This window comes from Amycolatopsis sp. NPDC089917, assembly GCF_040684635.1.
In the GTDB taxonomy this organism is placed as follows: domain Bacteria; phylum Actinomycetota; class Actinomycetes; order Mycobacteriales; family Pseudonocardiaceae; genus Amycolatopsis.
In genome coordinates this window covers 29,740-51,889 of sequence record NZ_JBFBGL010000025.1, presented here as the reverse complement: position 1 = coordinate 51,889, position 22,150 = coordinate 29,740, and the positions used below count along the sequence as shown (strand labels likewise).

General features: G+C 71.7%; 17 protein-coding genes. 9 read left to right on the top strand and 8 right to left on the bottom strand.

The window, feature by feature from the left end; all coding sequences use genetic code 11:
• Positions 1 to 157: 157 nt before the first annotated feature.
• Together AB0N89_RS19655 and AB0N89_RS19650 are read left to right on the top strand one after the other, a co-directional pair.
• On the top strand, positions 158 to 1,363 hold the full coding sequence (locus AB0N89_RS19655) for a hypothetical protein (RefSeq protein WP_364206342.1): 1,206 nt from the start codon (positions 158 to 160) through the stop codon (positions 1,361 to 1,363).
• The gene (locus tag AB0N89_RS19650; protein ID WP_364206340.1) at positions 1,360 to 1,764 is read left to right on the top strand and encodes a hypothetical protein; all 405 of its coding nucleotides are present in this window, start codon (positions 1,360 to 1,362) and stop codon (positions 1,762 to 1,764) included. The genes AB0N89_RS19655 and AB0N89_RS19650 overlap by 4 nt, the downstream gene beginning before the upstream one ends.
• Here the strand turns inward: AB0N89_RS19650 and AB0N89_RS19645 are convergent.
• Positions 1,665 to 3,779, bottom strand: coding sequence for a tetratricopeptide repeat protein (locus AB0N89_RS19645; RefSeq protein ID WP_364206338.1), 2,115 nt, complete (start codon positions 3,777 to 3,779; stop codon positions 1,665 to 1,667). The two genes, AB0N89_RS19650 and AB0N89_RS19645, sit on opposite strands and share 100 nt — an antisense overlap.
• 276 nt (positions 3,780 to 4,055) lie before the next feature.
• On the opposite strand from AB0N89_RS19645, the gene AB0N89_RS19640 reads away from it, so the two are divergent.
• Positions 4,056 to 4,532: a TspO/MBR family protein gene (locus AB0N89_RS19640; protein ID WP_364206336.1), complete on the top strand. Its 477-nt coding sequence runs from the start codon at positions 4,056 to 4,058 to the stop codon at positions 4,530 to 4,532.
• Here AB0N89_RS19640 and AB0N89_RS19635 read toward each other — a convergent pair.
• Positions 4,525 to 5,841, bottom strand: a complete 1,317-nt coding sequence (locus AB0N89_RS19635) for a type VII secretion protein EccE (RefSeq protein WP_364206333.1) — start codon at positions 5,839 to 5,841, stop codon at positions 4,525 to 4,527. The genes AB0N89_RS19640 and AB0N89_RS19635 overlap by 8 nt on opposite strands.
• Positions 5,842 to 5,957: 116 nt before the next feature.
• On the opposite strand from AB0N89_RS19635, the gene AB0N89_RS19630 reads away from it, so the two are divergent.
• Genes AB0N89_RS19630 through AB0N89_RS19615 form a run of 4 tightly spaced genes read left to right on the top strand, consistent with a single transcriptional unit; the run spans position 5,958 to position 12,360 of the window.
• Positions 5,958 to 8,108, top strand: a complete 2,151-nt coding sequence (locus AB0N89_RS19630; protein ID WP_364206330.1) for a fibronectin type III domain-containing protein — start codon at positions 5,958 to 5,960, stop codon at positions 8,106 to 8,108.
• Entirely contained in the window at positions 8,105 to 9,058 is a 954-nt protein-coding gene (locus AB0N89_RS19625; protein WP_364206327.1) for a MoxR family ATPase, read from the top strand. The genes AB0N89_RS19630 and AB0N89_RS19625 overlap by 4 nt, the downstream gene beginning before the upstream one ends.
• Positions 9,059 to 9,061: 3 nt before the next feature.
• A complete protein-coding gene (locus AB0N89_RS19620; protein WP_364206324.1) occupies positions 9,062 to 10,189 on the top strand; it encodes a DUF58 domain-containing protein in 1,128 nt (375 codons plus the stop codon).
• Complete coding sequence (locus tag AB0N89_RS19615; RefSeq protein ID WP_364206321.1) at positions 10,186 to 12,360, top strand: transglutaminaseTgpA domain-containing protein; 2,175 nt, start codon at positions 10,186 to 10,188, stop codon at positions 12,358 to 12,360. The genes AB0N89_RS19620 and AB0N89_RS19615 overlap by 4 nt, the downstream gene beginning before the upstream one ends.
• 365 nt (positions 12,361 to 12,725) lie before the next feature.
• On the opposite strand, the gene AB0N89_RS19610 is transcribed toward AB0N89_RS19615, so the two are convergent.
• Entirely contained in the window at positions 12,726 to 14,141 is a 1,416-nt protein-coding gene (locus AB0N89_RS19610) for a protein kinase (RefSeq protein WP_364206319.1), read from the bottom strand.
• 102 nt (positions 14,142 to 14,243) lie between these two features.
• Here AB0N89_RS19610 and eccD point away from each other — a divergent pair, with 102 nt between their 5' ends.
• Together eccD and eccB are read left to right on the top strand one after the other, a co-directional pair.
• Positions 14,244 to 15,626 (top strand): type VII secretion integral membrane protein EccD, encoded by a 1,383-nt coding sequence (gene eccD / locus AB0N89_RS19605; protein WP_364206316.1) that lies wholly within the window; start codon positions 14,244 to 14,246, stop codon positions 15,624 to 15,626.
• A gap of 4 nt (positions 15,627 to 15,630) precedes the next feature.
• Complete coding sequence (gene eccB, locus AB0N89_RS19600; protein ID WP_364206313.1) at positions 15,631 to 17,061, top strand: type VII secretion protein EccB; 1,431 nt, start codon at positions 15,631 to 15,633, stop codon at positions 17,059 to 17,061.
• A gap of 92 nt (positions 17,062 to 17,153) precedes the next feature.
• On the opposite strand, the gene mycP is transcribed toward eccB, so the two are convergent.
• From mycP to AB0N89_RS19575, 5 genes are all read right to left on the bottom strand, one after another.
• The gene (mycP, locus tag AB0N89_RS19595; protein WP_364206310.1) at positions 17,154 to 18,440 is read right to left on the bottom strand and encodes a type VII secretion-associated serine protease mycosin; all 1,287 of its coding nucleotides are present in this window, start codon (positions 18,438 to 18,440) and stop codon (positions 17,154 to 17,156) included.
• Between the two features lie 142 nt (positions 18,441 to 18,582).
• Complete coding sequence (locus AB0N89_RS19590) at positions 18,583 to 19,812, bottom strand: hypothetical protein (RefSeq protein ID WP_364206307.1); 1,230 nt, start codon at positions 19,810 to 19,812, stop codon at positions 18,583 to 18,585.
• A gap of 10 nt (positions 19,813 to 19,822) precedes the next feature.
• Positions 19,823 to 20,257, bottom strand: a complete 435-nt coding sequence (locus tag AB0N89_RS19585; protein WP_364206304.1) for a hypothetical protein — start codon at positions 20,255 to 20,257, stop codon at positions 19,823 to 19,825.
• 9 nt (positions 20,258 to 20,266) lie between these two features.
• The gene (locus AB0N89_RS19580) at positions 20,267 to 21,637 is read right to left on the bottom strand and encodes a hypothetical protein (protein WP_364206302.1); all 1,371 of its coding nucleotides are present in this window, start codon (positions 21,635 to 21,637) and stop codon (positions 20,267 to 20,269) included.
• Between the two features lie 40 nt (positions 21,638 to 21,677).
• Positions 21,678 to 22,058 (bottom strand): hypothetical protein, encoded by a 381-nt coding sequence (locus AB0N89_RS19575; protein ID WP_364206299.1) that lies wholly within the window; start codon positions 22,056 to 22,058, stop codon positions 21,678 to 21,680.
• Positions 22,059 to 22,150: the final 92 nt, after the last annotated feature.

The window sequence follows — 22,150 nt, the reverse complement described above, 5'->3', positions numbered from 1 at the left end:
TCTGGCATGTCGTGAAAGGGCCGTGTTATTCCCGGAACAGGGAGTTGAACGATCAGGCCGCCACTCTTTTCCGTAGTGACGATGAATCACTGAAACGAGTGGAGGCGGTAATGGCGGAGCGACTGCGGATTTCGTCGATCGCGGGACGGGAGCGGTGATGACCGGGACCTCTTGGGCGCGCGTGCCGGGAAGCCGGACGGCCGAGCGATGGTTGACCCGGACGGGTTGCCGCCGGGTGCTCGCGGTGGTGCCGCATCTGACGGCCGGTACCCGCTTGACGGACGTGTTGCCTCTCTTGGAGGCGGACAGCCGGGTGCAGATCGCCTTTTCCATCCCCGACGGCCCCGACGCCTGGCCCGGTGTCGACGAGTACCTGCGCCGGTCGGGCTGCCTCGTCCTGCCGTGGCACCAGGCGCGGCGGATGAGCTTCGACCTGGCCCTCGCGTCCAGCCATGTGGGCATTGACGAACTGGAGGCGCCGGTGATGGTGCTTCCCCACGGCACCGGGGGAATCCGGTCGCGGGTGAGCCCTCAGACGACGGAGCTCCGCGGACACCCCCGGGATTTGCTCGTCCGCGACGGCCGGGTGGTCCCGGAAACGATGGTGTTCGCCCACGAGGACGACGCCCGGCGGATGTGCCGGGCCTTTCCCGAGGCGGCTTCACGGGTCGTCGTCGCCGGTGACGTCTGTTTCGACCGGATGCGGGCCAGTATGCCGCTGCGGCTGCGGTACCGGGACGCGGCCGGTGTCGAAGCCCACCAGAAACTGGTGGTGATCAGCTCGACGTGGTCACCGCATTCCCTGTTCGGCGGGAACCTGGACCTGGTCACCCGGCTGGCCACGGCACTGCGCGGTCCCGGGTACCGGGTGATGGCCGCCCTGCACCCGTTGACGTGGTCGGCCCACGGAACCCGCCAGGTTCGCGCGTGGCTCGCGGAGGCGCTCGACGCCGGGATCCGGCTCCTGCCGCCCGACGAGGGCTGGCGGGCGGCACTCGTCGCGTCGGACTGCGTGATCGGTGACCACGGCTCGGTGACGCAGTACGCGGCGGGGCTGGGGAAACCGGTTCTGCTCAATCCCGGCTCCGTGCTCGACGTCCGGAAGGGCAGCCTCGCCGACCGGCTCTGGAAGGCCGCTCCCGTTCTCGACCCGGCGCTGTGCCTGCGAAGCCAGGTGGACGCACTCGTCGCCGCGGGATCGCGGCATCGCCTTTCGGCCATCGGGAAACGGATCACCTCGATGCCGGGGGAGGCCGCCGTACGGCTGCGCGAGGAGATCTACCGGATACTCGGGATGCCCGAGCCGGACCGTCCGGTGTGCGTCGCGCCGGTACCGTTGCTCACCCGGGAATCAGGGACATGAGGGCACGGGTGTGCGGCGCCGTGGTCGAGGTGCGGTGGACGGACGAGTGCGGGCTGCCGGACCACGTGCTGGTGGCGTGGGCGGGCCGGACGCCCGAGGCTTGGCTGCGCCGAGCGGATCTGGTCGTCTGTTCCACGGCACCGGACGACGCGTGGCGGCACGCGGGCGATCTCCTGACCGCGTTGCCCGGGGCCCTGGTGGTCATCGCCGGCGGCTTGATCCGGTTCCGGGATCACCGGCGGGTCCCTGCCCCCGATCCGATCCGGGGAGCGACCGGACCCGGGATCACCGGCTGGCCCCGCTACCCGGGAGGCGGTTCGGAAGAGGGTTCGGTTTCGTCCGCGATCGCGGCGATCCGCGTCTCCACCCGGCGCGCCTTGAGATCTCTCGATCTGCGGTAGATCTCCAGCGCCCGCCGGAGATGGGTGCGGGCTGCGTGAGCGTCACCCTCACGCAGCTTGCTTTCAGCGAGGCTTTCGAGGGCTTCGGCGTAGTAGGGATCCGCGCCGGAATCACGCAACGTCGCCGCCGCCGCTTCCAGCAACCGAGAGGCTTCGCCGACGTGCCCCAGGGTGAGATGGGCGTTGCCGAGCCGGGTCAGGGCTCGTGCGTGGAGCACGTCGTCACCGATCGCCAGCGCTTCGGCGGCCGAGCGCTCCAGATGACCGATCGCCTCCTGGGGCCTGCCCAAAGCCGCACTGGCTTCACCGATACGGCGTAGATGCAGGACCACTCCGCGATGCTGTCCCGATCGCTCCGCGAGCCGCAGGGCGCGGGTGAAGCACTCCAGCGCGTGCCGGTGATCTCCGGTGCTCTGCGCGGCGACGCCCAGGTGTTCCCACGCGGTCGCCTCGCCGTCGATGTCCTCGACGGTTCGCGAGGCCTTCAACGCGGCCGTGAACTGTGTCCGCGCGTCTTCGAATTTCGCGGTGTTGAGATAGGCGTAGCCCAGTTGGATGTGCATACGCGCTTCCGCGGCGGGATCTTCGCAGTGCCGGGCGGCGTCCACGGCCCATTTGTGCGTCTTCTCCCACTGAGGGAAATGCTTGCGATAAAGGAAGAAACCCCAGAGGCCCTCGCAGAACTGCCAGACTTCCTTCCACCAGCCTTCGTCGACGGCCGCGTGCATGGTCGCGACGACGTTCGCGAGTTCCTGTTCCACCCAATCCAAGGCGTCCCGGGCGCCGGAGAACTGCGACGGCAGCTTCCGGGCGTGTTCATGGCGCGGGCTGAGCCGATGACGATGCGGGATTATGACGAGGTCCGCCACGGCGACGTTGTCGAGATACCAGTTCAGCATTCTCCGCAGCGCGCTGGACCGGGTCGACCCGTCCTCCTGTTCGGCCGCCTGCTGACGCGCGTGCACCCTGGTCAGGTCATGGAACTGGAATCGATCGGGTCCGACGTCGGTCAGCAGACTCGAGACGACCAGGGAATCCAGGGCGTCCTCGGTCGCGATCGCGGGGCGGTCGATCGCGGCCGAGGCGAGGCCGACGCCGAATTCGCGGCCGGGGTGGAGGCCGAGCAGCCGGTAGACCCGTGCGGTCTCGGCGTCCAGTCCTCCGAAGGAGAGGTCGAAACTCGCCTGCACGATCGCCTCGTCGGCGATACGGAGGGCGGACAACCGGCGTTTTTCGTCGGAGAGCACGCCGACCAGGCGGGAGATCGGCCATTGGGGCCGCGTCGACAGCCGCGCGGCCGCCACGCACAGGGCGATCGGCATACCGCCGCAGAGCGCGACGAGCTCCCGGGCGCGTTCCGGTTCGGTGGTGACCCGCTGCGTGCCGACGGTGCGTTCGAGCAGCCTCAGTCCGGCGGCTTCGTCGAGCGGTGCGACGACGAGGACTCGCGCGCCGTCCATGGCGAGGGCGCCGAGCCGCCACCGGCTGGTCACGACGACGACGCTGTCCGGAGACGCGGGCAGCAGCGGCCGTACCTGCGCGGCCGAGTCGGCGTCGTCGGCGAGGACGGCGAACCTCTTCCCGGCGGTCACCGACCGGTACATGGCCGCCTGCTCCGCGAGTTCGGCGGGCACCTGCTCGGCGGGCACTCCGAGCGCGCGGAGAAAACCGCCGAGCACGTCGTCCGGAGTGGTCGGCCCATCGGCGCTGAAGGCGCCCAGATTCACATAGAGCTGGCCATCGGGAAAACGGTCCACGTGATTCGTGATCCAGCGTGACGCGAGCGCGGTCTTCCCCATTCCGCCGGATCCGGTGATGACCGCCAGCGCCGGTCCTTGCCCTTGATGGTCGTCGAGCAACCGGTTCAACGCGGCCAGTTCCTGCTCCCGGTCGGTGAACGACGCGGACACCGGGAGCAGTTGACGCGGGACGACCGGTTTCGCCCCTTGATGAAGGAAGATGTCGCCGTGAACGGCGCCGACCTGTACCGAGGTTCCGGAGACGTCTCCGGTCACTCTGTTCTCACGTCTGTCGCCTGATTCCATTCCGAGCCCCACCCCCTGCACCGAGTCTGGTCACCCGAGGCCCGCCGCGGTACCGCCCTAACAGCGAAGCTCCGTGTGATTTCGACTACTGATCGGCGCGGATCGGGCCTATGGCGAGCTCTCTACCGGGTGGAGATCGTGGCGGATGTTGCACTCGCGCGTCATGCCACTCGAACGGTGTACGTATTCGAGGCGTGCGCCGCACTCGGCCCTGCGGGAGCGTGTTCACGGCCGTACCCTCGGAGGATGACCACGATCCCAGGACGGCTCCGCGCCCCGCTCGCGTTCCTCCCGTTCCTGGCCGCGGTCGCGGTGGCCGCGATCGTGGGCGGGCTCGCCGCGGCCGACGCCCGATCCGTCTACAGTGGACTCGAACTTCCGCCGTTCGCGCCGCCCGCCTGGCTGTTCGGTCCGGTGTGGACGGTGCTGTACATCGGGATCGCCTTCTCCGGCTGGCTTTACTGGAAGTCCGGCGGCGAACGCCGGGCCCTGGCCTGGTACGCGGCGCAACTGGTCCTGAACGCCGCTTGGACGCCGCTGTTCTTCGCGGCCGGCGCGTACGGCCTCGCCCTGGTCGACATCGTCCTGCTCGACGTCGCCGTCGTCGTCACCGCGCTGTACTTCCGCCGCTCGTCCCGGGTCGCGGCCGCGTTGCTGCTGCCGTATCTCGCCTGGACGCTGTTCGCGACCGCGCTGAACATCGGGATCGTCGTGCTCAACTGACCCCGATCGGCAGCGTGGCGGCCACTCCCTTGGCGTGCCTGCCGTCGAGCCGGTCCAGCACGAGCCCGCCCCGGCGGGCGGCCAATTCCAGGTCCCGCACCGCGTGTTCCACGGCTTGCGGTCCCGCGGCGGCGACCCGGATCGCCGCGCTGACCCGGGGTTCGGTCTCGGTGGCGCCCCGGCGCGCGGTCACGGCGAGCGTCACGGCGGCCCGGGGAGCGGCGGCGAGCAGACGGCGTGGAAGGTCCGCCGCGAGCGCCGGGGACAGCGCGTCCCAGCCGTCGAGCCGGAAAGTCGCCTGGCAGATCGCACCGCTGTGCCAGAACCGCCAGTCCTCCCGGATGCGCACCCGCCCCGCCGTGACGTGCGCCAGCGAGGCGAGCGTGCCGAGGACCTCGTTCTCGGCGAGCGCCCGCACCGGCAGCCCGTCGCGCCGGAGCTGACGGCGTACGCGCCGCACCGTGTTCCCGAGCGCCTGCCGCACATCGGCGTCGCGATGGACGTCGACGGTGCGCAGCGCCTGCAGCGCGACCCAGCCTCGCGGCGGCCGTGAGCGGTCCGCGCCGACGTGGTGGATGACTTGGGCGGCGACGGCCAGATCTTGTTCGCGCGAAGGCGGCAGCACCGTCAGCGGTGATGGCATCGGCTGCTCGCGCGCGGCCGATTTCGGTTGCAGCACAGCGGTGATCCCGTCGGCGCGGCTGACCATGAACACCGTCTCGTCGCCGATCTCGCCGGTGGTGCCTTCCGCTTCCGGCGACACCAGGCGCAGCAGCGCCCGGCCCGCCTCGCCCGCGTTCCGGAGGTCCTGGTCGCGGTCGCGCAGCAGGTATCCCGACGCCGAACCGAGCCACGCGTAGAGCCAGCGCCCGCGAATCCGCACGGCGGTCAGCGCGAGAACCGCCACGGCGGCGGTGATCACGGCGGCCACCAGCGGCCAAGGCCGTCCCGCGACCAGGACGAGCGCGACGAGGACGAGCTGCCAGCAGATGATCTGCGGCACCCCGATCCCGCCGAACCGGCCGGATCGCCGCGCCGGAGCGGGTACCACCGGACTCGGTGGCGGCGAACCGTACGCCGGCGCGGGAACGGGCGCCGGCCCGGTCCACTGCTGCCGTTGCCCGGCCTGGCGTGCCGCGTTCAGCGCGTGCAACGCGGCTTCACGCGCGGCGGCCCGGGCCGACGGCGCGGCGTAGGCGAGTGGATCGGGCAGCGCTTGGGGTCGCGCTGAGACCGGTACCGCTTGGGGAAGCGGCGGGGGCGGCGCGTGGTACCGCCCGCTCGTCCTGGCCGCGCCGGATTCGGTCATCGTCCTGCCTCCTCGCTTTCCGCCCCAGCCTGTCCGGCGAACATGAGGTTTCGATGACACAGGCCCGAGACAGGCTGTTTCATCGAAATTTCATGGTGGCTCTCTAGCTTGATCGCGTGAACACCGATGAGCGGGACACGAAGCGCCTCAGCGTCGTGGCCAGGACACGGCTGGCCGTCGCGCTGGTGGTCGCGGGCTGCCTGGCGCTGGTCGGCCTCGCGGTGACCGGACAGGCGGCGACCCCGGAACGGCTGGAATTCGTCCAGGTCGGGCACTGGGTCTACAACGACGCCGCCCAGTCCGCGTTCCACGTCGACGGCTCGACGAGCCGCGTCGACGCGCGGGCGGACGTGCCCGGCGCCGCGAGCGGCAGCCAGGTCGTGCAGGGGGACGATTCGGGTTACGTGGTCGAGCGGAACCGCATCACGGAGTTCGACAAGGCGACCTTGAGCGTGGAGGAGTCCACCCCGCCGCCCGCGCCGGAGACGCCGTTCGTGATGGAGATCGCGGGCGGGCCTTACCTGGTCTACCGCAACGCCGGGCAGATCGTGCGGCTCGGCGACCCGACCGCGACGGTGCCCGCAGGGGGGCCGCTGTCCCGGCCGGTCGCGACCTCCGACGGCACGGTGTGGGTGCACCGCGTCGACAACGGATCGCTCTGCGAACTGCCCAAGGGCGCCGCGGTCCTGACCTGCACCGCGCAGCTCCCGCCCGGACACGGCGGCGGGCTCACGCTGGTCGGCGACCGGCCGGTCGTGCTCGACATGACCGGCGACAGCCTGCACCGGGTCGGCCCGGACGGGCTCGGCGAGGCCCTGCCGCTCGGCATCAAGCTTTCGCCGTCGGCGCAGGTGGCCAACAGCGCCGCCGGTGACCGGCTGGCCATCGCCGACCCGGAGCGCAACCAGCTCCACCTCATCGACGTCAGCGGTCTCGACCAGGACCGCCAGTCCGCGAAGCCGATCTCGGTCGAGCTGACCAAGGGCAGCCGGTTCAACGGCCCGCTCTCTTCGTCGAACGTCGTCGCCATGGTCGACGAGACCCGCGGTGAAGTGCTCACCTACGACGCCACCGGCAAGCTCAAGTCCACCGCGAAGGTCCCGAGCCAGGGGACGGCGCCGAGGCTCGCGAAGGGCGAGGACAACCGGATCTACGTCGACAGCGCCGACGGCTCGCACGTGCTGGTCGTCAACGGCGAGGACGGTTCGGTGGTCGACGTCGACGTCGACAAGGCGGCCAGCAGCCAGACCGCGGGCGCGCCGTCGGCCGAGCCGGACCCGTCCGGCGAGCAGGCCCCGCCGCAGAAACCGCAGCAGGGGCAACCGGCGCCGCCGAACACCCAGAAGGCGATCCCGCCGGTGGCGAAGGCGACTCCGCCCGGCGCGCCGAAGAAGGTGAGCGCGACCGCGGGCGACGGGTCCGTCAAGGTCTCGTGGAGCCCCGCCTCGGACAACGGCGCGCGGATCACCGGCTACCGGGTGACCTGGCCCGGTGGCTCCACCCGGGTCGGCGGATCGTCCCGGGGGACCACGATCTCCGGGCTGACCAACGGAACCGCGTACGTGGTCAGCGTCGTCGCGGAGAACTCGGCGGGACTCGGCGTGAGCGCCAGCGCCAAGGCGGTCACCCCCGGACCCGCGAACCGTCCCGCCGGCGCGCCGGTCGTGACCGCGAACGCCACCTCCGGCGGGAAGGTGTCGGTCAGCTGGACCCAGCCCGACCTCCGCGGCGGCACGCTCGTGCACTACCTGGTGAGCGCGACCGGCCAGGGCCAGCGCACGCTTTCGGCGACGTCGACGGAGTTCACCGGGATCACCGGTACCGCGACCGTCTCGGTCCGCGCGGTCACGAAGTTCGGTTCGGGGTCCGCGCTCACCGGGGCCACCGGCAGCAGGAAGGTCACCGTGCCGGTGCGTTCGGATCCGCCGACCATCACCATCTCCAACGTCAGGGTCGGGACGACGGGCCTGATCGTCTCCGTCAACGCCGACGGGAAGGGCGCGCCGGCGACCTGCCAGGCGAAGTTCGGTGACGCTCTCTCGGCCTCGAAGACCTGTTCGGGTGCCACCAGCCTCAACATCAACAACGTGATCTACGGCGGCGCCATCACGGTGACCGCGACCGTCAAGACGACCGGCGGCACCGGCACGGACAGCTGGACCGGCGTGCCCAGCGCGGGCGGCGGCGCCCCGGGTGGCTCACTGCTCTGGCTCGGCCCGATCGCGATGGTCGGTGTGCGCCGACGAAAGGAAAAGGAACTGCTGTGACGCTCACACCCAGGGTCGCCTACGAGCAGATCGCCGAGAACGTGCAATCGGTGGTGCGCGGCAAACCGGAGGTCGTCCGGCTCACCATGGCGGCGCTGTTCGCCGAGGGACATCTGCTGATGGAGGACGTGCCCGGCGTCGGGAAGACGACGATCGCGCGCTGTGTCGCCGCCAGCATCGGCGGCCGGTGGAGCCGGATCCAGTTCACGCCCGACCTGCTGCCCGGCGACATCACCGGCGTGATGGTCTACCACCAGAACGCCGAACGCTTCCAGTTCCACCCCGGCGGCATCTTCGCCAACGTGGTGCTGGCGGACGAGATCAACCGGGGTACGCCGAAGACACAGGCCGCGCTGCTGGAGGTGATGGCCGAACGCCGGGTCACCGTCGACTCCGTCGGCCAGGCCGTGCCGAGGCCGTTCCTCGTGGTCGCCACGCAGAACCCGATCGAGCTGGAGGGCACCTACCGGCTGCCCGAAGCGCAGCTGGACCGGTTCCTCATGCGCATTTCGGTCGGCTACCCGGATCTGGAATCCGAGATGCGGGTGGTGATGGGGGACTGCGCCGGGGTGACGCCGGACGAACTGAAGCCGGTGCTGAGCATCGCCGACGTCCAGTCCGTCATCGACGAGGTCCGGAAGTCCCGTCTGGCACCGGAGATCGTCAACTACGCGGTCCGGCTGGCCGCGGCGAGCCGGTCGCATCCGGACGTCCGTTACGGCGCGAGCCCGCGTGGCAGCATCGCGCTGATCCGGGCGGCACAAGGGCTCGCGGCCACTTTCGGACGCGACTTCGTCACCCCGGACGACGTCAAGGACGTCGCGCATCCGGTGCTCGATCACCGGCTCGTGCTGACCCCCGACGCGGAACTCAACCAGCGGCGGACCTCCGACATCGTCGACGAACTCCTGGGCGCGACCGCCGCTCCCATGGCCGCGATGGGGAGGTAGGCCGTGCGGCTCACCCGCCGCGGCGTCATCGTGCTCGCCTTCGCCGCCGGGTTCTACGCCCTTGGCGAGCTGGCCGGGTACACGTTCTTCCGTGCCTTCGCGGGGATCGCGGCGGGCGCGGTGCTGATCGCCCTGGCCACCACCAGGTTCCGGCCGCGGGTGGAGATCGGCCGGACCGTCCGGCCGGACCGGGTCGAACGCGGGAAACCCGCGCTGGCCACACTCGTCGTGCGCAACGCCGGATCCCGGCGGCACGGCGGTTTCGCCGCGGGGGACGGGATCGGGACCGAGACGCACAGCCTGCGCGTCCGCCCGCTCGCGCCCGGCGCGGAAGCGACGTACCACTACGAGCTGCCGACGACGGCGCGCGGGAAACTGCGGGTCGGCCCGCTCGTCGTGCACCGGCCCGACCTGTTCGACCTCGCGCGTGGCGATCAGACCGTCGGGAGCACCGCGTGGCTGTGGGTGCATCCGCGGCGGCACGCGGTGCGGGCGGCGCAGGCCGGGCATCCGCGCCACCACCACGAAGGCCCGATCACCGACCCGCCGTTGCGCGGTTCGGCGGATCTGCGCGCGGTGCGGGAGTACGTGATCGGCGACGAGGTCCGGCATCTGCACTGGAAGGCGACCGCCCGGACCGGACGGCTCATGGTGCGCGAGTACGCGGATCCGGCGCAGCCGCGGTTCACCGCCGTGCTGGACACACGGCCCGGAGCGATGAGCCCCGCCGTTTTCGAGGAGGCCGTCGAGGTGGCGGCTTCGCTGTTCTACGCGTCGGCGTCGGCGGGTCAGCACTGCCGCCTGATCACGTCCGGGGGCGCGGACACCCTGACCGACAGCGGGGTCCGCGCCGCGAGGACGTTGCTGGACGAACTCGCGCTCGTCGCGCAGGACGCATCGGACAGCGCGCCGCTGCTGCCCTCGGTCCTGGCCGCCGCCGAACGCCCCGGCGGGGTGCTGGTGGTGATCACCGGTCCGGACACCGACCTCGGCCACGCGGCGCGCTGGCGGCCCGACACCGTGGTCCGGCTCGGTGACCTCAGGCCGTCGGCGGGCTCCGGCGGTGTGATCATCGCGGTCGACGCCGCCGGCGCGGCGGCACAGTGGAACTCCTTGGTGGGGAAGGCATGAGCGCGGGATCCGACCGGATAGCGGTCGCCGGGCTGCTCGGCGCGACCGGCGTCGCGGGACTGCTGTTCACGCCGGTGTTCGGCTGGGGGCCGCTGCTGGTCCCGGTGCTCGTGGTCGTCCTCGTCGGCTACGGCTGCGTCGAGCTGACCGCGAAGTTCCCCAAGCTGGTTCCCTACCGGCCGTTGCTCGTCGCGCTGCTCGGCATCCTCGGGCTGATCGAGACGGTGCTGACCACGACCACGCTCGCCTTCCTGCCCACTCTCGCTTCGCTGCAAGGAGTGGCGCGTGGCTTCACCGAAGGCTGGCAGCTCACGCTTCAGTCCACCTGGCCCGCGCGGCCGGTTCCCGACCAGCTGCTGTTCGTCCCGCTGGCGGTGCTGCTCGCCGTCGTGCTCGGCCTGGAACTGTTGCTGCGTCTGAAAAAGCCGCTCGTGGCGTTGGTGCCGAGCCTGGCCGTGGCCGGACTCGCGCAGGCGTATCAGGCGATGACGGGCATCGCCGCGGCGGCTGCGGCGCTGGCGTACACGCTGCCCGCCGGGCTGATGCTGTGGGCGGGCCGTCGCACCAAGCCGGTGAGCCGGGCACCCGGCGGACAGCGGTTCTCCTGGCGGGTGACGGGATCGGCGGTCTGGCCCGCACTGTCCACAGTGGTCGCACTCGCCGCCGGTGCCGTGGCGCTCGCCGGTGTCGACCCGGTCGGCCGCGATCCGCTGACGCTCAAGGACACCCAGGCCGCGCCACCGCCGCGGGGCAGGCTCGGCAATCCGCTGGACGAGATCGCCCAGCGGCTCACCCGACCGAACGAGGAGGTGTTCCGCTACCGTGGGGACACCCCGGTCGATCAGTGGCGCTTGATCGTGCTGAACGGATTCGACGGCGCGAACTGGCTGTCCGACTCCCGGCTCCAGCGGCTGGGCGCGGGTCTCGACGGCGCTCCCGACGGCACGGGCGGCAGCGCCGAACTGAAGGTGCGCGGGCTCGGCGGGCCGTGGCTGCCGAGTCATCAGGGACTGACCGGTGTGGACGGGTTGACGCCGCTGGTGGACCAGTCCGCGGGCACCCTGCTGATGGAATCGCCGTCGCCCGAACGGAACTACCGGCTGAGCTGGTCCTCACCCGACGTCGATCTCGGCTCGGGAGAGATCGACGCGCGGGCGCCGGGCGGGCTGGGCGGACTCGGCGCCGTGCCGCCCGAGGTCGAACAACTGGCCAAGGACGCCGTACGCGGTCTGCGGCCGACGTTCCAGACCGCGCTCCAGCTGGAACGCTTCCTTTCCACGAACTACGCGCTCGCGGCGGGCTCGGACGAGCTGCCGACCGGGCACGGCTGGCCGCAGCTGCGGCATTTCCTGCTGGAGAGCAAGCGGGGGACGAGCGAGCAGTTCGCCGCCGCGTACGTCGCCCTGGCACGGATGAGCGGCATTCCGGCGCGGCTGGTCGTCGGGTTCCGCGGTTCGGCCGAGACCGACGGCGGGATGCACGTCGTCCGCAACCGCGATGTCCTGGCCTGGCCCGAAGTCGCGGTCGCCGGGGCGGGCTGGGTGGCGCTCGACCCGACCGCCGCGGCGAACAAGTCGGGACGCGATCAGGCAGCGTCCGGCAAAGCCGTCGCCCGCGCGCGGGCACAGCTGCCCGCCGAACAGGAACTCAAGCCGCCGCAGCTTCCGCCGGGCACGCCGTCGGACACCGCCGAGGACCGGAACACCGACATGGGCGCGGGCTGGTGGTGGGGCTCGCTCGCCGCCGTGATCGTCCTTTTCGGACTCCTGTGGCTCCTCGGGGTCCCGGTGGCGAAGGTTGTCCGCGCTCGTCGTCGACGGCGTCGGTCCGGTGCCGAAGGGGTGCTCGGCGCCTGGGACGAGATCCGCGACCGGCTCCGCGCGCACGGCGTGCCGTTCCGGATCGGGATGACCCCGCGCGATCTCGCCGAATCGGCGGGCTCGCTCGCCGGGGAAGGGATCCGCGAGCCCGTCGCCAGGCTGGCCAAGGTGCTGGACGTGACGCTGTGGTCCGGCGTTCCGGTGGGCGACGGCGCCGTCCGGCGGGCGTGGCAGGAAGTCGGCGAAGTGCGGCGGGGGCTGGCCACCCGACCGTTCGCGGCTCGGGTGCTGGCGGCACTCGAGCCGCGGACCCTGGTCCCGATCAAGGGGAGGGGCGGGAAAGAGGGCTGAAGGGCGTTTTCCCCGTATGCCCTGCGGGGAAAGCGCCCTTCGGCTCGTCTTGGGCGCGCCTGGGTGGTTCGGCCGCGGCTGCCCCTCATCGGCGGCCCAAGTAGTGAAGGCCTCCTTCCCGACCCTGAAGGTAGTGAAGGAGGCCTTCACGGACTTTGCGGATCGCCACGTTCGCCCCACACGCGCCAGCAGTCACACCGGCCGCGCGCGAAGGCGTGACTCGCGTGATCAGGAACGGAACTCGCGTGATCAGACGACGATGACCGACTTCGCCGTCTGATCACGCGAGTTCCGTCTCTGATCACGCATGATCGCCGTCTGATCACGCGTGATCGCTCATCTCGCCCACTCACGACCCACCCGGGTCACGGCTTGCAGCGGGCACCGCGGATCGGGACCGGCTCGGTCGTGTAGATGTGGCGGCCGTCGGTCGCCCGGAGCTGGAAGCAGTACCGGCGCGCCGGGTCGACCGGGATCTCCAGGCTGCGCTGGCGGTGGGCGACGAGTTGCTTCGCCTCCAGACGCTCGCCCGCCATGATCACGACGAAGTCCAGTTCGCCTTCCGCGGTCCAGGTCAGGTGCACGTGATCGCTCTGGTCCTGCGGCGGCGCGAGCGCCAGTTTGACGTCCGGCGCGGGCGCGGAAGCCGGTGACGGCGGCGGGATCGCGGCCGCGACCGGGACGGCCTGGCCGCCGATCTCCGCCGGTCCGAGGAAAAGCGGCACCACGGCGATCCCGGCGACGAGCACTCCGGCGCTCGCCAGCGCGACGGGCCGCCAGGGAATCCGCCGTTCGGTCTTGAGGGGACCGCTGAACTCGCGGATCAGCGTGCGCCCGCCCGACGGCGGCGCCTGCACCACCTGGACCGGTGCCGCGGGGACCGGCGGGGCCGGGGCGGCGGGCCGGCGGACCTCGGCGAAGTCGTCGAACTCGACCTCGGCGTCTTCTTCGCTCGGGGCGTCGGCGGATTCCGCGCCGGCGACCTCGCCGCCGGGCACGCGCAGCTTCGTGAAGAGCCGGGCGAGCGACGCCACGTCCCGCGGCCGGTCGGCCGGTTCCTTGGCCAGCAACCGGAGGATCGTCGCGGAAAGTTCGTTCGGGACGGCCGGATCCCGGATCGGCGCGACCGGTTCCCGCAGCACCTGGAGGATCCGCTCGCCGGGCTGCTGCCCGGTGTGCCGCGGAAAGGGCGGTGTGCCGGTCAGCGCGGCGTAGAGCACCGCGCCGAGTCCATAAAGGTCGGACGCGGGGGAAAGCGTGTCGTCGCGCAGGGTTTCCGGGGCGGTGTACTCGACCGCGTACATCGGATCGCGCGGGAAACGCCGCCGCAGAGCCACTCCGAAGTCGGCGAGCACGAACTCGCCGGACGCGCGGTACAGCACGTTGTGCGGGCTCACTCCGCCGTGCAGGACATCGGCCCCGTGCGCCGCGGCGAGCGCCGACGCGATGGCCGCGCCGAGGGCGAGAACGTCCGGAACACCCAGCCGGGTACCGGAATCCAGCAGATTCGCGAGGGAACCCGGGCACAGCTCACGGCGGAAACCGGACCTGCCGTCGGGATGGGTCAGGACTTCGTCGATCTGCGCGATCGACCTCGTCGACCGCACCGCGGCCAGCGCCTTCCGCTCGCGTTCGACCCACGACGTCGTCTCGCGGTCGAAGGAGCCGGGGAACATCTTGACCGCGAAGTCGTTACCCGTGACGGGATCCCGGCCCGCGTACACGGTGGCGACGGGGCCCTGGGCGAGCAGCCTCGGTCCGCCGGTGGTCTCGATGTCCATGTCCCCATTGTCGCCCAAGAAGCCCGCATCCGTCGTCCTTTCCCGGCGGCAGGTTCCTGCCGTGACGGCCCGGCGGCGCCGTCGGCGGCGGACTCTTTCCCCATGCAGACTGCCGGCCTGGTCAGGGTCACCATCACCACTCCACACCGGCGCATCGACATGGCGCTGCCGGAACACGCGTCCGTCGCCGAAATCCTCCCCGGCCTGCTCGCGCGGGCGGGCGAGGGGATGGCCGACGACGGGGTCCCCGGCGGCGGCTGGCAGTTGCGCCGCGCCGACGGGACGGCCTTCGACCTGGACCGGACGCTGGGCGCGCATCGGGTCCGGGACGGCGAGATCCTCCATCTGACACCACGCCGCGCCGAATGGCCGGAGCCCGAGTACGACGACCTCGTGGACGCGATCGCCACCGGCTCCGGTCGCACCGGGAAGGCCTGGGGACCGCGGCACACGCGGCGGACCGGGCTGGCCGTCGGCGCGATGGCGCTGTCGTTCGGCCTGCTCGCGGTGCTACGCGCCGGTCCGCCGTGGACGTCCCCGGCGGCGTGGGCGCTGGCGGTCTCCGCGCTGCTGCTGACCGCGGGCGTCCTGCTCGCCCGGGCGTTGCGCGACGCCGGGGCCGGCGCGGTGATCGCCGCCGTCGCGCTTCCGTTCGCCTTCGCCGGCGGCGGTCTGCTGCTGGCGGGCGACGACCCGATCGGCGAGCTGTCCGCCGGACATCTGCTGCTGGGGAGCGCGGCGCTGCTGCTCGCGGCCGTCGTCGGCCATCTCGGGGTGATCGCCGCGCCGGAACTGTTCGCCGGGGCGGCCACCGTCGGCCTGCTCGGGGTCCTCGGCGGCTGGCTGGCCACCTTCGACGATCTGGCGGGCTACCGTTCCGCGGCGGTGATCGGCGGCGGGGTGCTCGCGCTCTCGACCACGTTCGCGCCACTGGCGCTGCGGCTCGGCCGGGTGCCGATGCCGGTGCTGCCGCGATCGACCGCGGACCTCGTCCGCGACGACCCCCAGCCGCCGCTCGACCTCGTGCACGCGGCCGTGGCCAGAGCGGACGCGCTGCTCACCGGCATGCTCGGTGGCGCGGCGGTCGTCGTCATGTACTGCCAGCTGCAGTTGATCCGCGGCGACAGCGAGGCGGCCGTCGTCCTCGTCGCCTTGCTCACGGCCGGTTTCCTGACGCGGGCACGGCTGTACCCGATCCTGCGGCAGCGCTCGCTGCTGCTGGTGACCGGGATCTTCGGCGCCGGTTGCCTGCTCGCCGGTCCGCTCATGACGGATCGCTCGCTGCTGCTCGTCCTGGCCGGGCCGCTGTCGCTGGCGGTGGCCGCGGGCGTGATCGCCTCCGGCGTCGTGCTGAGCACCCGCGCCGCGAACCCGTACCTCGGCCGGATCGCCGAATACTTCGAGATCCTGGTGATGATCGCCGTCGTCCCGGTGGCGTGCTCGGTGCTCGGCCTGTACGGCTACGTGCGCGGACTGGGGGGCTGAAACCATGGCGTCCAAACGAGATCAGCTGCAGGCGTACCAATTCCTGGTGCAGCGCGCGATCTCCGCGCTCGTGACCAGGGAGACCGATCCGGAGCAGCCGCCGTTCCGCCGTCCGTCCGGCGCCACGTTCGCCGGGATCGCGGTGGCGATCGTCGCGCTGGCGTGCGTCGGGGTCTACGGGATGGTCGTGCCCGGCGGGAACAACGCGTGGCGCAAGAACGCCGCCGTCATCGTGGAGAAGGAGAGCGGCACCCGGTACGTCTACCTGGACGACCGGCTGCATCCGGTCGCGAACTACGCGTCCGCGTTGCTGCTGCTCGGCGAACACGGCACCACGGAACGGGTTTCACGCGATTCGCTCGCCGGAGTCCCGCGTGGGCCCCGGATCGGCATCGCCGACGCGCCGGACGGCTTGCCCGGCCCCGAAAAGCTCCTCACCGGGGCGTGGTCGTTGTGCTCCGCGCCCGCGAGCGACCTGGCGGGCAGCCGGATCGAGGAATCGGTGCTGCTGGCCGGTGTCCCGCCGTCCGGCGGCGGGGAACTGGGAGACCAGGCGCTGCTGGTGGAATCGACCTCGACCGGCGACCGGTTCGTCGTCTGGCGCGGGCACCGGCACCGGATCGACGACTACGGCGCCGTCGGCACCGGTCTGGCGCTGACCGCCGAGCCGTGGGCGCGGGTCGGCCGGGCGTGGCTCGACGTCCTCCCGGAAGGCGCGCCGATCGGCCCGCTCCCCGTGGCGGCGGCGGGCGAGGCGTCCACCGCCGTCCCCGGCCGGACGGACGTCCGGAACGGGATGCTGCTGATGGTGCAGACCTCCGGCGGCGGGCAGCAGCACTACCTCGCCGAACGGGACGCCCTGCGGCCGATCACCGAGCTGCAGTACGACGTCCAGCGCGCGAGCGCCCAGATGATGGCCGCCTACCCCGGCACCGAACCCCAGACCGTGCCGCTGCCGCCCTCGCTGGCGACGATGTCGCGGCAGCTGGACCCGATCCAGGCCGAGGCGGGCGCGGCACCCGCCGCCCGTCCGGCCATCGCGCGCCTGCGGGATCAGGACACCACCGTGTGCGCTTCCTTCGGCGACGGTTCCACGGCCCCTTCGCTGACCGTCGATCCCACTTTGCCCGCCGCGGATCCGATGTCCACCACCGCGCGCCGGACCGCCGGCGGGACCCCGCTCGCGGACCGCGTCCACGTGCCGCCGGGCAGCGCGATCCTCGTCGAGGCGATGCCTTCGGCACAGGCTCCGGCCGGGACCCTGACCGTCGTGACCGACATGGGGCGCCGTTATCCGCTGGCTTCCCCCGATGTCCTGAAGATGCTGGGGTACCCGTCCGCGCGTCCGGTGCGGTTGCCCGCTGGTCTGGTGGCGCGGCTGCCCGAGGGACCGAGCCTCGACCCGGCCGCCGCCCGGAGGCAGACGCTGGGATGAGATTTCCGGCGACCGTGGCCGGACGCGATCAGGGGCTCGGCATTCGGCCGAGCCCCTGATCGCGTCCGTCGTCGGTGAGGCGAAGGAGAACGTCACTCCCCGGAGAGCAGGAAGATCTGTTCGGGAGGTTCGACGACGGCCGGTTCGGCGGCCGGGACCGCCGCACGGCCCGGGCGCCAGCCGTGCCTGCGTCCCCGCGGCCGGAGCACCGCCACCAGCACGGCGAGCACGATCGCGCCCGCCACGGCGACGGTGAGCCATTTCGCCGCCGTCGCGTCGTCCTCCCGGGCCGCGGCCCGGGAGAGCTGTTCCCGGTCCGGCGGTACGGGAACGAAGGCGGGCAAGGCCCCCGGGGGCTCGGTGTCCATACTGTCGGTCACCGCCCGGTAGGGGTCGACCACACCGGCCCCGAACGCCTGACTGCGCACGCCGCCGCGTGCCGGGTTCGCGGTCGCCATCAGGCGGCGTGCCACTTCCGGAGCGGTCAGCCGCGGCCAGGCGGACCGGACCAGCGCCGCGGTTCCGGAAACGAACGGCGCGGCGTAGCTGGTGCCGTCGGCGTACACGTGCCCGCCCACCCTCGTCGGAGCCAGCACTTTGGCGCCTGGAGCGACGATGTCCACGTAGCGGCCGATCTGGGAACCGGACATCCGTGCGCCGTCGATGTCGATGGCGCCGACACCGAGCACCCCGTCGTAAGCGGCCGGATAGGACGGAAGTTCGGCGGTCGATTCGCGCTGCGCGTTGCCCGCCGCGGCGACCACCAGCGCGTCCCTGGACACCGCGTACGCGACCGCGTCCCGGATGACGGCGAAGTCGTCGTGACCGGCCAGGGAAAGATTGATCACCTTCGCTCCCTGGTCTGTCGCGTAGCGGATGCCGTTGGCCACCACCTGAGGATCGATCCGGAGGGACCCGCCCTGGGCGTCGAAGTCGCGGTCGCTGATCCGCACCGGGAGGATCTCCGCGTCCGGGGCCACGCCGTAAAAGCCGACACCGGGCACCGGATCGGCGGCGATGATGCCCGCGACGCCGGTGCCGTGTGACACGCAATCGAACGCGCCGGGAAGCGAACTCGCCAGATGGAAGTCCCGCCCGGCGTGGACCTTGCCCGGTCTGGAGAGCTGCGGATGATCGGCGTCCACGCCGGAGTCGACCACCGCGACCAGGACCCCGGAACCCTTGCTGTACGGCCACACCCGCTGTGGGGCAAGCGATTGCTGTGCCCACGGCTGTGCCCGTACCGGCGGCCGCGCCGGCTCCGGATCGCTGCAGGCGCCGGGCGGCGGCGCCGCGTGCGCCGTCCCCCCGCCGCTGAGGGCCTGAACGGCCACCGCGGCCAGAACGGCGGCGGCGGCGGGCATCCGGTGTCGTCTCATGGTGTCATCGTCCGGTGGGAGGCCTGAGCGGACGGGCTCGTGGCCACAACCGGCCACTCGAAAGGTGCCACGTGCCAAGGGAAAGACGACGGCCGGGGGACGGCGGGCGATTCCCGCTGTCCCCCGGCCGTCGTCGTTCGGCTCATCGCGTGGGGTGCCACATCTCCTGGTCGAGCAGTTGTACCGAGGTGGACTCCGACTCCCCGGTGCGCGGGCGTTTCGGTTGCCGGAGGCCGAATGCCTGGTCACCGCCGCCGGAGCGCCCGCGAAGTTCGGCGGGCACGCCCTCGGTTCCCTCGGCCGTCTTCCTCGACAACCCGGCGCGGCCGGTCGGCTGGTTCGCGGAGCCGGGCTGAAGGGTTCCGGGTGGGGCGGACTGACCGCCGCCCGGCGGCATCATCGGCGGTGTGCCACCACCGGTGGCCGATTTCCCCGTCGTACCGGTGTTCGTCCCGGCCGCGGTGGGGGCACCTTCGGCGATGTTCTGCGCGGTGGCGCGTTTCGCCACGGCCGATTTCGCCATCGGCAGGCCGCCGGTGCCCGCTCCGACGGCGCCGAGCAGGCCGAGACCCGAGGCGACCGGCGCGCCGGACACCGGGGGCAGGCCCGCGCCGGGAAGGCCGGCGGGCAGGCCGGTCGTTACCGGTGGCAGGGTGGACGTGAGGCCCGCCAGGGACGGCCCGCCGCCGCCGGACCAGCCGGGCACGTTCTGGCCCAAAGCCGACGCGTCGAGTCCTGCCGAGCCGCCGGTACCGCCGGAAGTCAGCGACGAACTGAGGTCCTGCAACTCCTGCAGCGTCGTCATGCCCGCGGTGGCCGCCTTGATCACGTCCGCCGGGGAGTTGCCTTCCGCGGAAACCTGCTGCGCGGGCAGCACCTCGGCCGGGTTCCGCACGCCCGACGCGGCGACCACCTGGCCGATCGACAGGTCGAAGTCGGCGGCGAGCGCGTTCATCGCGGTGGCCGACAACTGCTGGAAACCGGCCGCGGCCGCGAGGCCGGCGCCGAACGGGAGCCCGACCACCGCGAGGTAGCTTTCGTGGAAACCGGCGACGGCCGCGGCGGCTGCCGGGATCGCCGCGGCGAGCGTGGTCAGCGCCGCGGCGGGCTGCGCCGCGTCGATCCGCTCGCCCCACATCTTCAGTTCGGCGAGGGTCCGCTGTGTCTTCTCCTCCATCGCCCGGCCGTTCTCGTCCGTCCACTGTGGAGACAGCTCGGCCACCCTGGTGTGCAATTCCACCTGGGCCGCGCCGATCCACTCGCGCACCTGGGTCCACATCCGGGCCGCGTCGTTGAGCACCGAGATGTTGCCGTTTTCGGCATTGACCATCTCCACGTGCATTTCGATGGGAAGCATGTTGTAGGGGATCACGGTGCGCTCCTCAGACCGAGTCGGGCCGGACGGTGGACGACTGCGCGGCCGCGCCGGTGTCACTGCCGTCACCGGTGGCGAAGTCCGCCTGGTCGAGCGAACTCGCGGTCTGCTTGAGGATCGACAACCCCTGGTTCGCGACCTTGACCGTCGCACTGGCCAGTTCCAGCGCGCTGGCCACGTCGGCGGCGGAGTAGGCGCCCGCCGCCGCGCCGACCTTTCCGGAGTAGGTCACCATCTCCTCGGTCATCTTGGCCAGCAGCGCGGCCATGCTCGCGGTCGCCGCCTTGTCCAGCAAGGACATCGCGACGCCCTCGAACAGACCGGTCAGGTTGGGCATGGTGCCCAGTCGCTGTCCCAGCGACGCCGGGATCTCGGGCGCGGTGAGGTGCTGGGAGAACGCGCTCATCGCGGCCGGGTTGCCGTTGATCTCTGTTCCGGGCATGTGCCCTCCTCAGTGTCCGGAGCGGAATTTCGCCGCGCTGTCGTGGTGGTTCACTTGCCACAGCTCCTCGTCGAGCAGCTGCACCGTGGTGTTCTCCGGGTCCCATCGGCGCCGCGGCGCGGCGGGCTGAGCCTTCCGTTTCCCGTTGACCGCCCGGCCGAGCAGCGGGACTCCCGGTGTTCCCGCGGTTTTGCCGCGCTGCCGCCCGGCGGGCCGTTCCGCGTCACCGGGTTTGACACCGCCGTTCTCGCCTTTCCCGGCTCCGTTGTGCGGCATCATCGGCGGTGGCATCCCGCCCGCGCCCGCGGCGCTCCCGGTCGAACCGCGGCCCAGCCCGGACGCCATCGGCGCGGCACCCGCGTTCAGCCCGTCCGACGGCAGCGAACTTCCCGTACCGGCGCCCACACCCGGGTGCGTTCCGGCGCCGCCGCCCGCACCGGCGCCGCCCGCACCGGAAAGCCCCGCCGTGTCCGGCATTCCGGCCAGCGAGGGAAGGCCGGACGTGCCGGCGTCGGAGTAACCGGCGTAGTCGGAGTAGTCGGAGTAGTCGCCCAGTTTCGACGGGTCGATACCGGAAAGGTCGGGGAGATCGGGAGTGCCGCCGGCCGAACCGCCGAGGAGCTGCTCGGCGGCCGACAAGGCGTCACTCAGCGCGCTGATGGTTTCCGTCGCCTGTTTCACCGGGTCGGTGGTGGTGGGGTTCTGCTCCTTCGGCTGGCCGGGAGTACCGGGGTCCGGTGATCCCGGATCCTCCGCGGGAGGATCTCCCGCGTTCGGCACACCGGCGCCGTCGGTGCCGGGCCCGGAGTTCGGGTCGTAACCCGGTCCCGACCCGATTTGGGTCGGTCCGTTCCAGGGACGGCCCCGGGCCGCGAGCATGGCGTGCCCGGTGCGGACGTACTGCTGCGCGAGTGCGTCCAGCACGCCGCCGACTCGCTCCTGGGCCCTTTTGGCTTCCTGCGTTTGCTCATCCGGGTCGGTCTTCGCGTTGACCAGCGCGACCCAAGTGTTGATGACGGGCCCGGTCGCCTCCATCTCGGCCAGCAGTATGCCGATCTGCTGGGTGAGATGGGATTCGTCGATGCTGCCGGTGGACCTCTTCGGCTCGCCCTCCGGTGGTTGTTCCTGCCCTCCCCAGGAACCGAGCCCCGACTCGGAGGCCTCGTCCACCCAGGCGACGAACGACCGTCCCACCTCGTCGTCCCAGTTGGGGCCCCGAAGATCGTTGGTGGCCTTCCGGAGGGAGGCGTGCGTGTCGTCGACCCACATCCGGGCCTGTGCCCACATGTCCCGGGCCGCGGTCAGCGCGGGGTAGGTGTTCAGCATCTCCGCCTGGAACATCTTTACCTGGATGTCGAAATTGACGTCTTTGTAGGTCATCGTTCGATTCCTGTCGGGGCGTCGTGGGCGGCGTGCCGGGTCACACGAGTGGTCCCGACGGATTCCCCAGATACGGGATGTCCGGTGGCACCACCGCCGGAGCGCCCGTCTCCTCCTTCTGCGGGCGGCTGGTCGTCGCCAGCACGGCCGACTGGGCCGCCTCGCCCGCGTCCCGGTAGGCGATCGCGCTTTTCCGCGCCATGGCACCGAAGATCTGCACGCCGGGGCCCGCCTTCTCCAGAAAGGACTTCAGCGCTTCGGTGATGTACTGATCGGCGCCGGCCAAAGCCGCGCATTCCGCCAGTCCACCGCACTCCTTGATCGGCTCCCGATCGATCGACGGCGCGGACCTGATCTCGCCGTGCACCACGTTCGCGAACGATTCCAGCGCCGGAATCCACACGTCGACCTTGCCGCTCATGTACCCCTCCAGTGCGTTCCTCGGATATTCGTGTTCTCCCAAGCCAAACATCGACGGCGGCCGCGATGACGGCTCCGGCAGGTTCCGGCCAC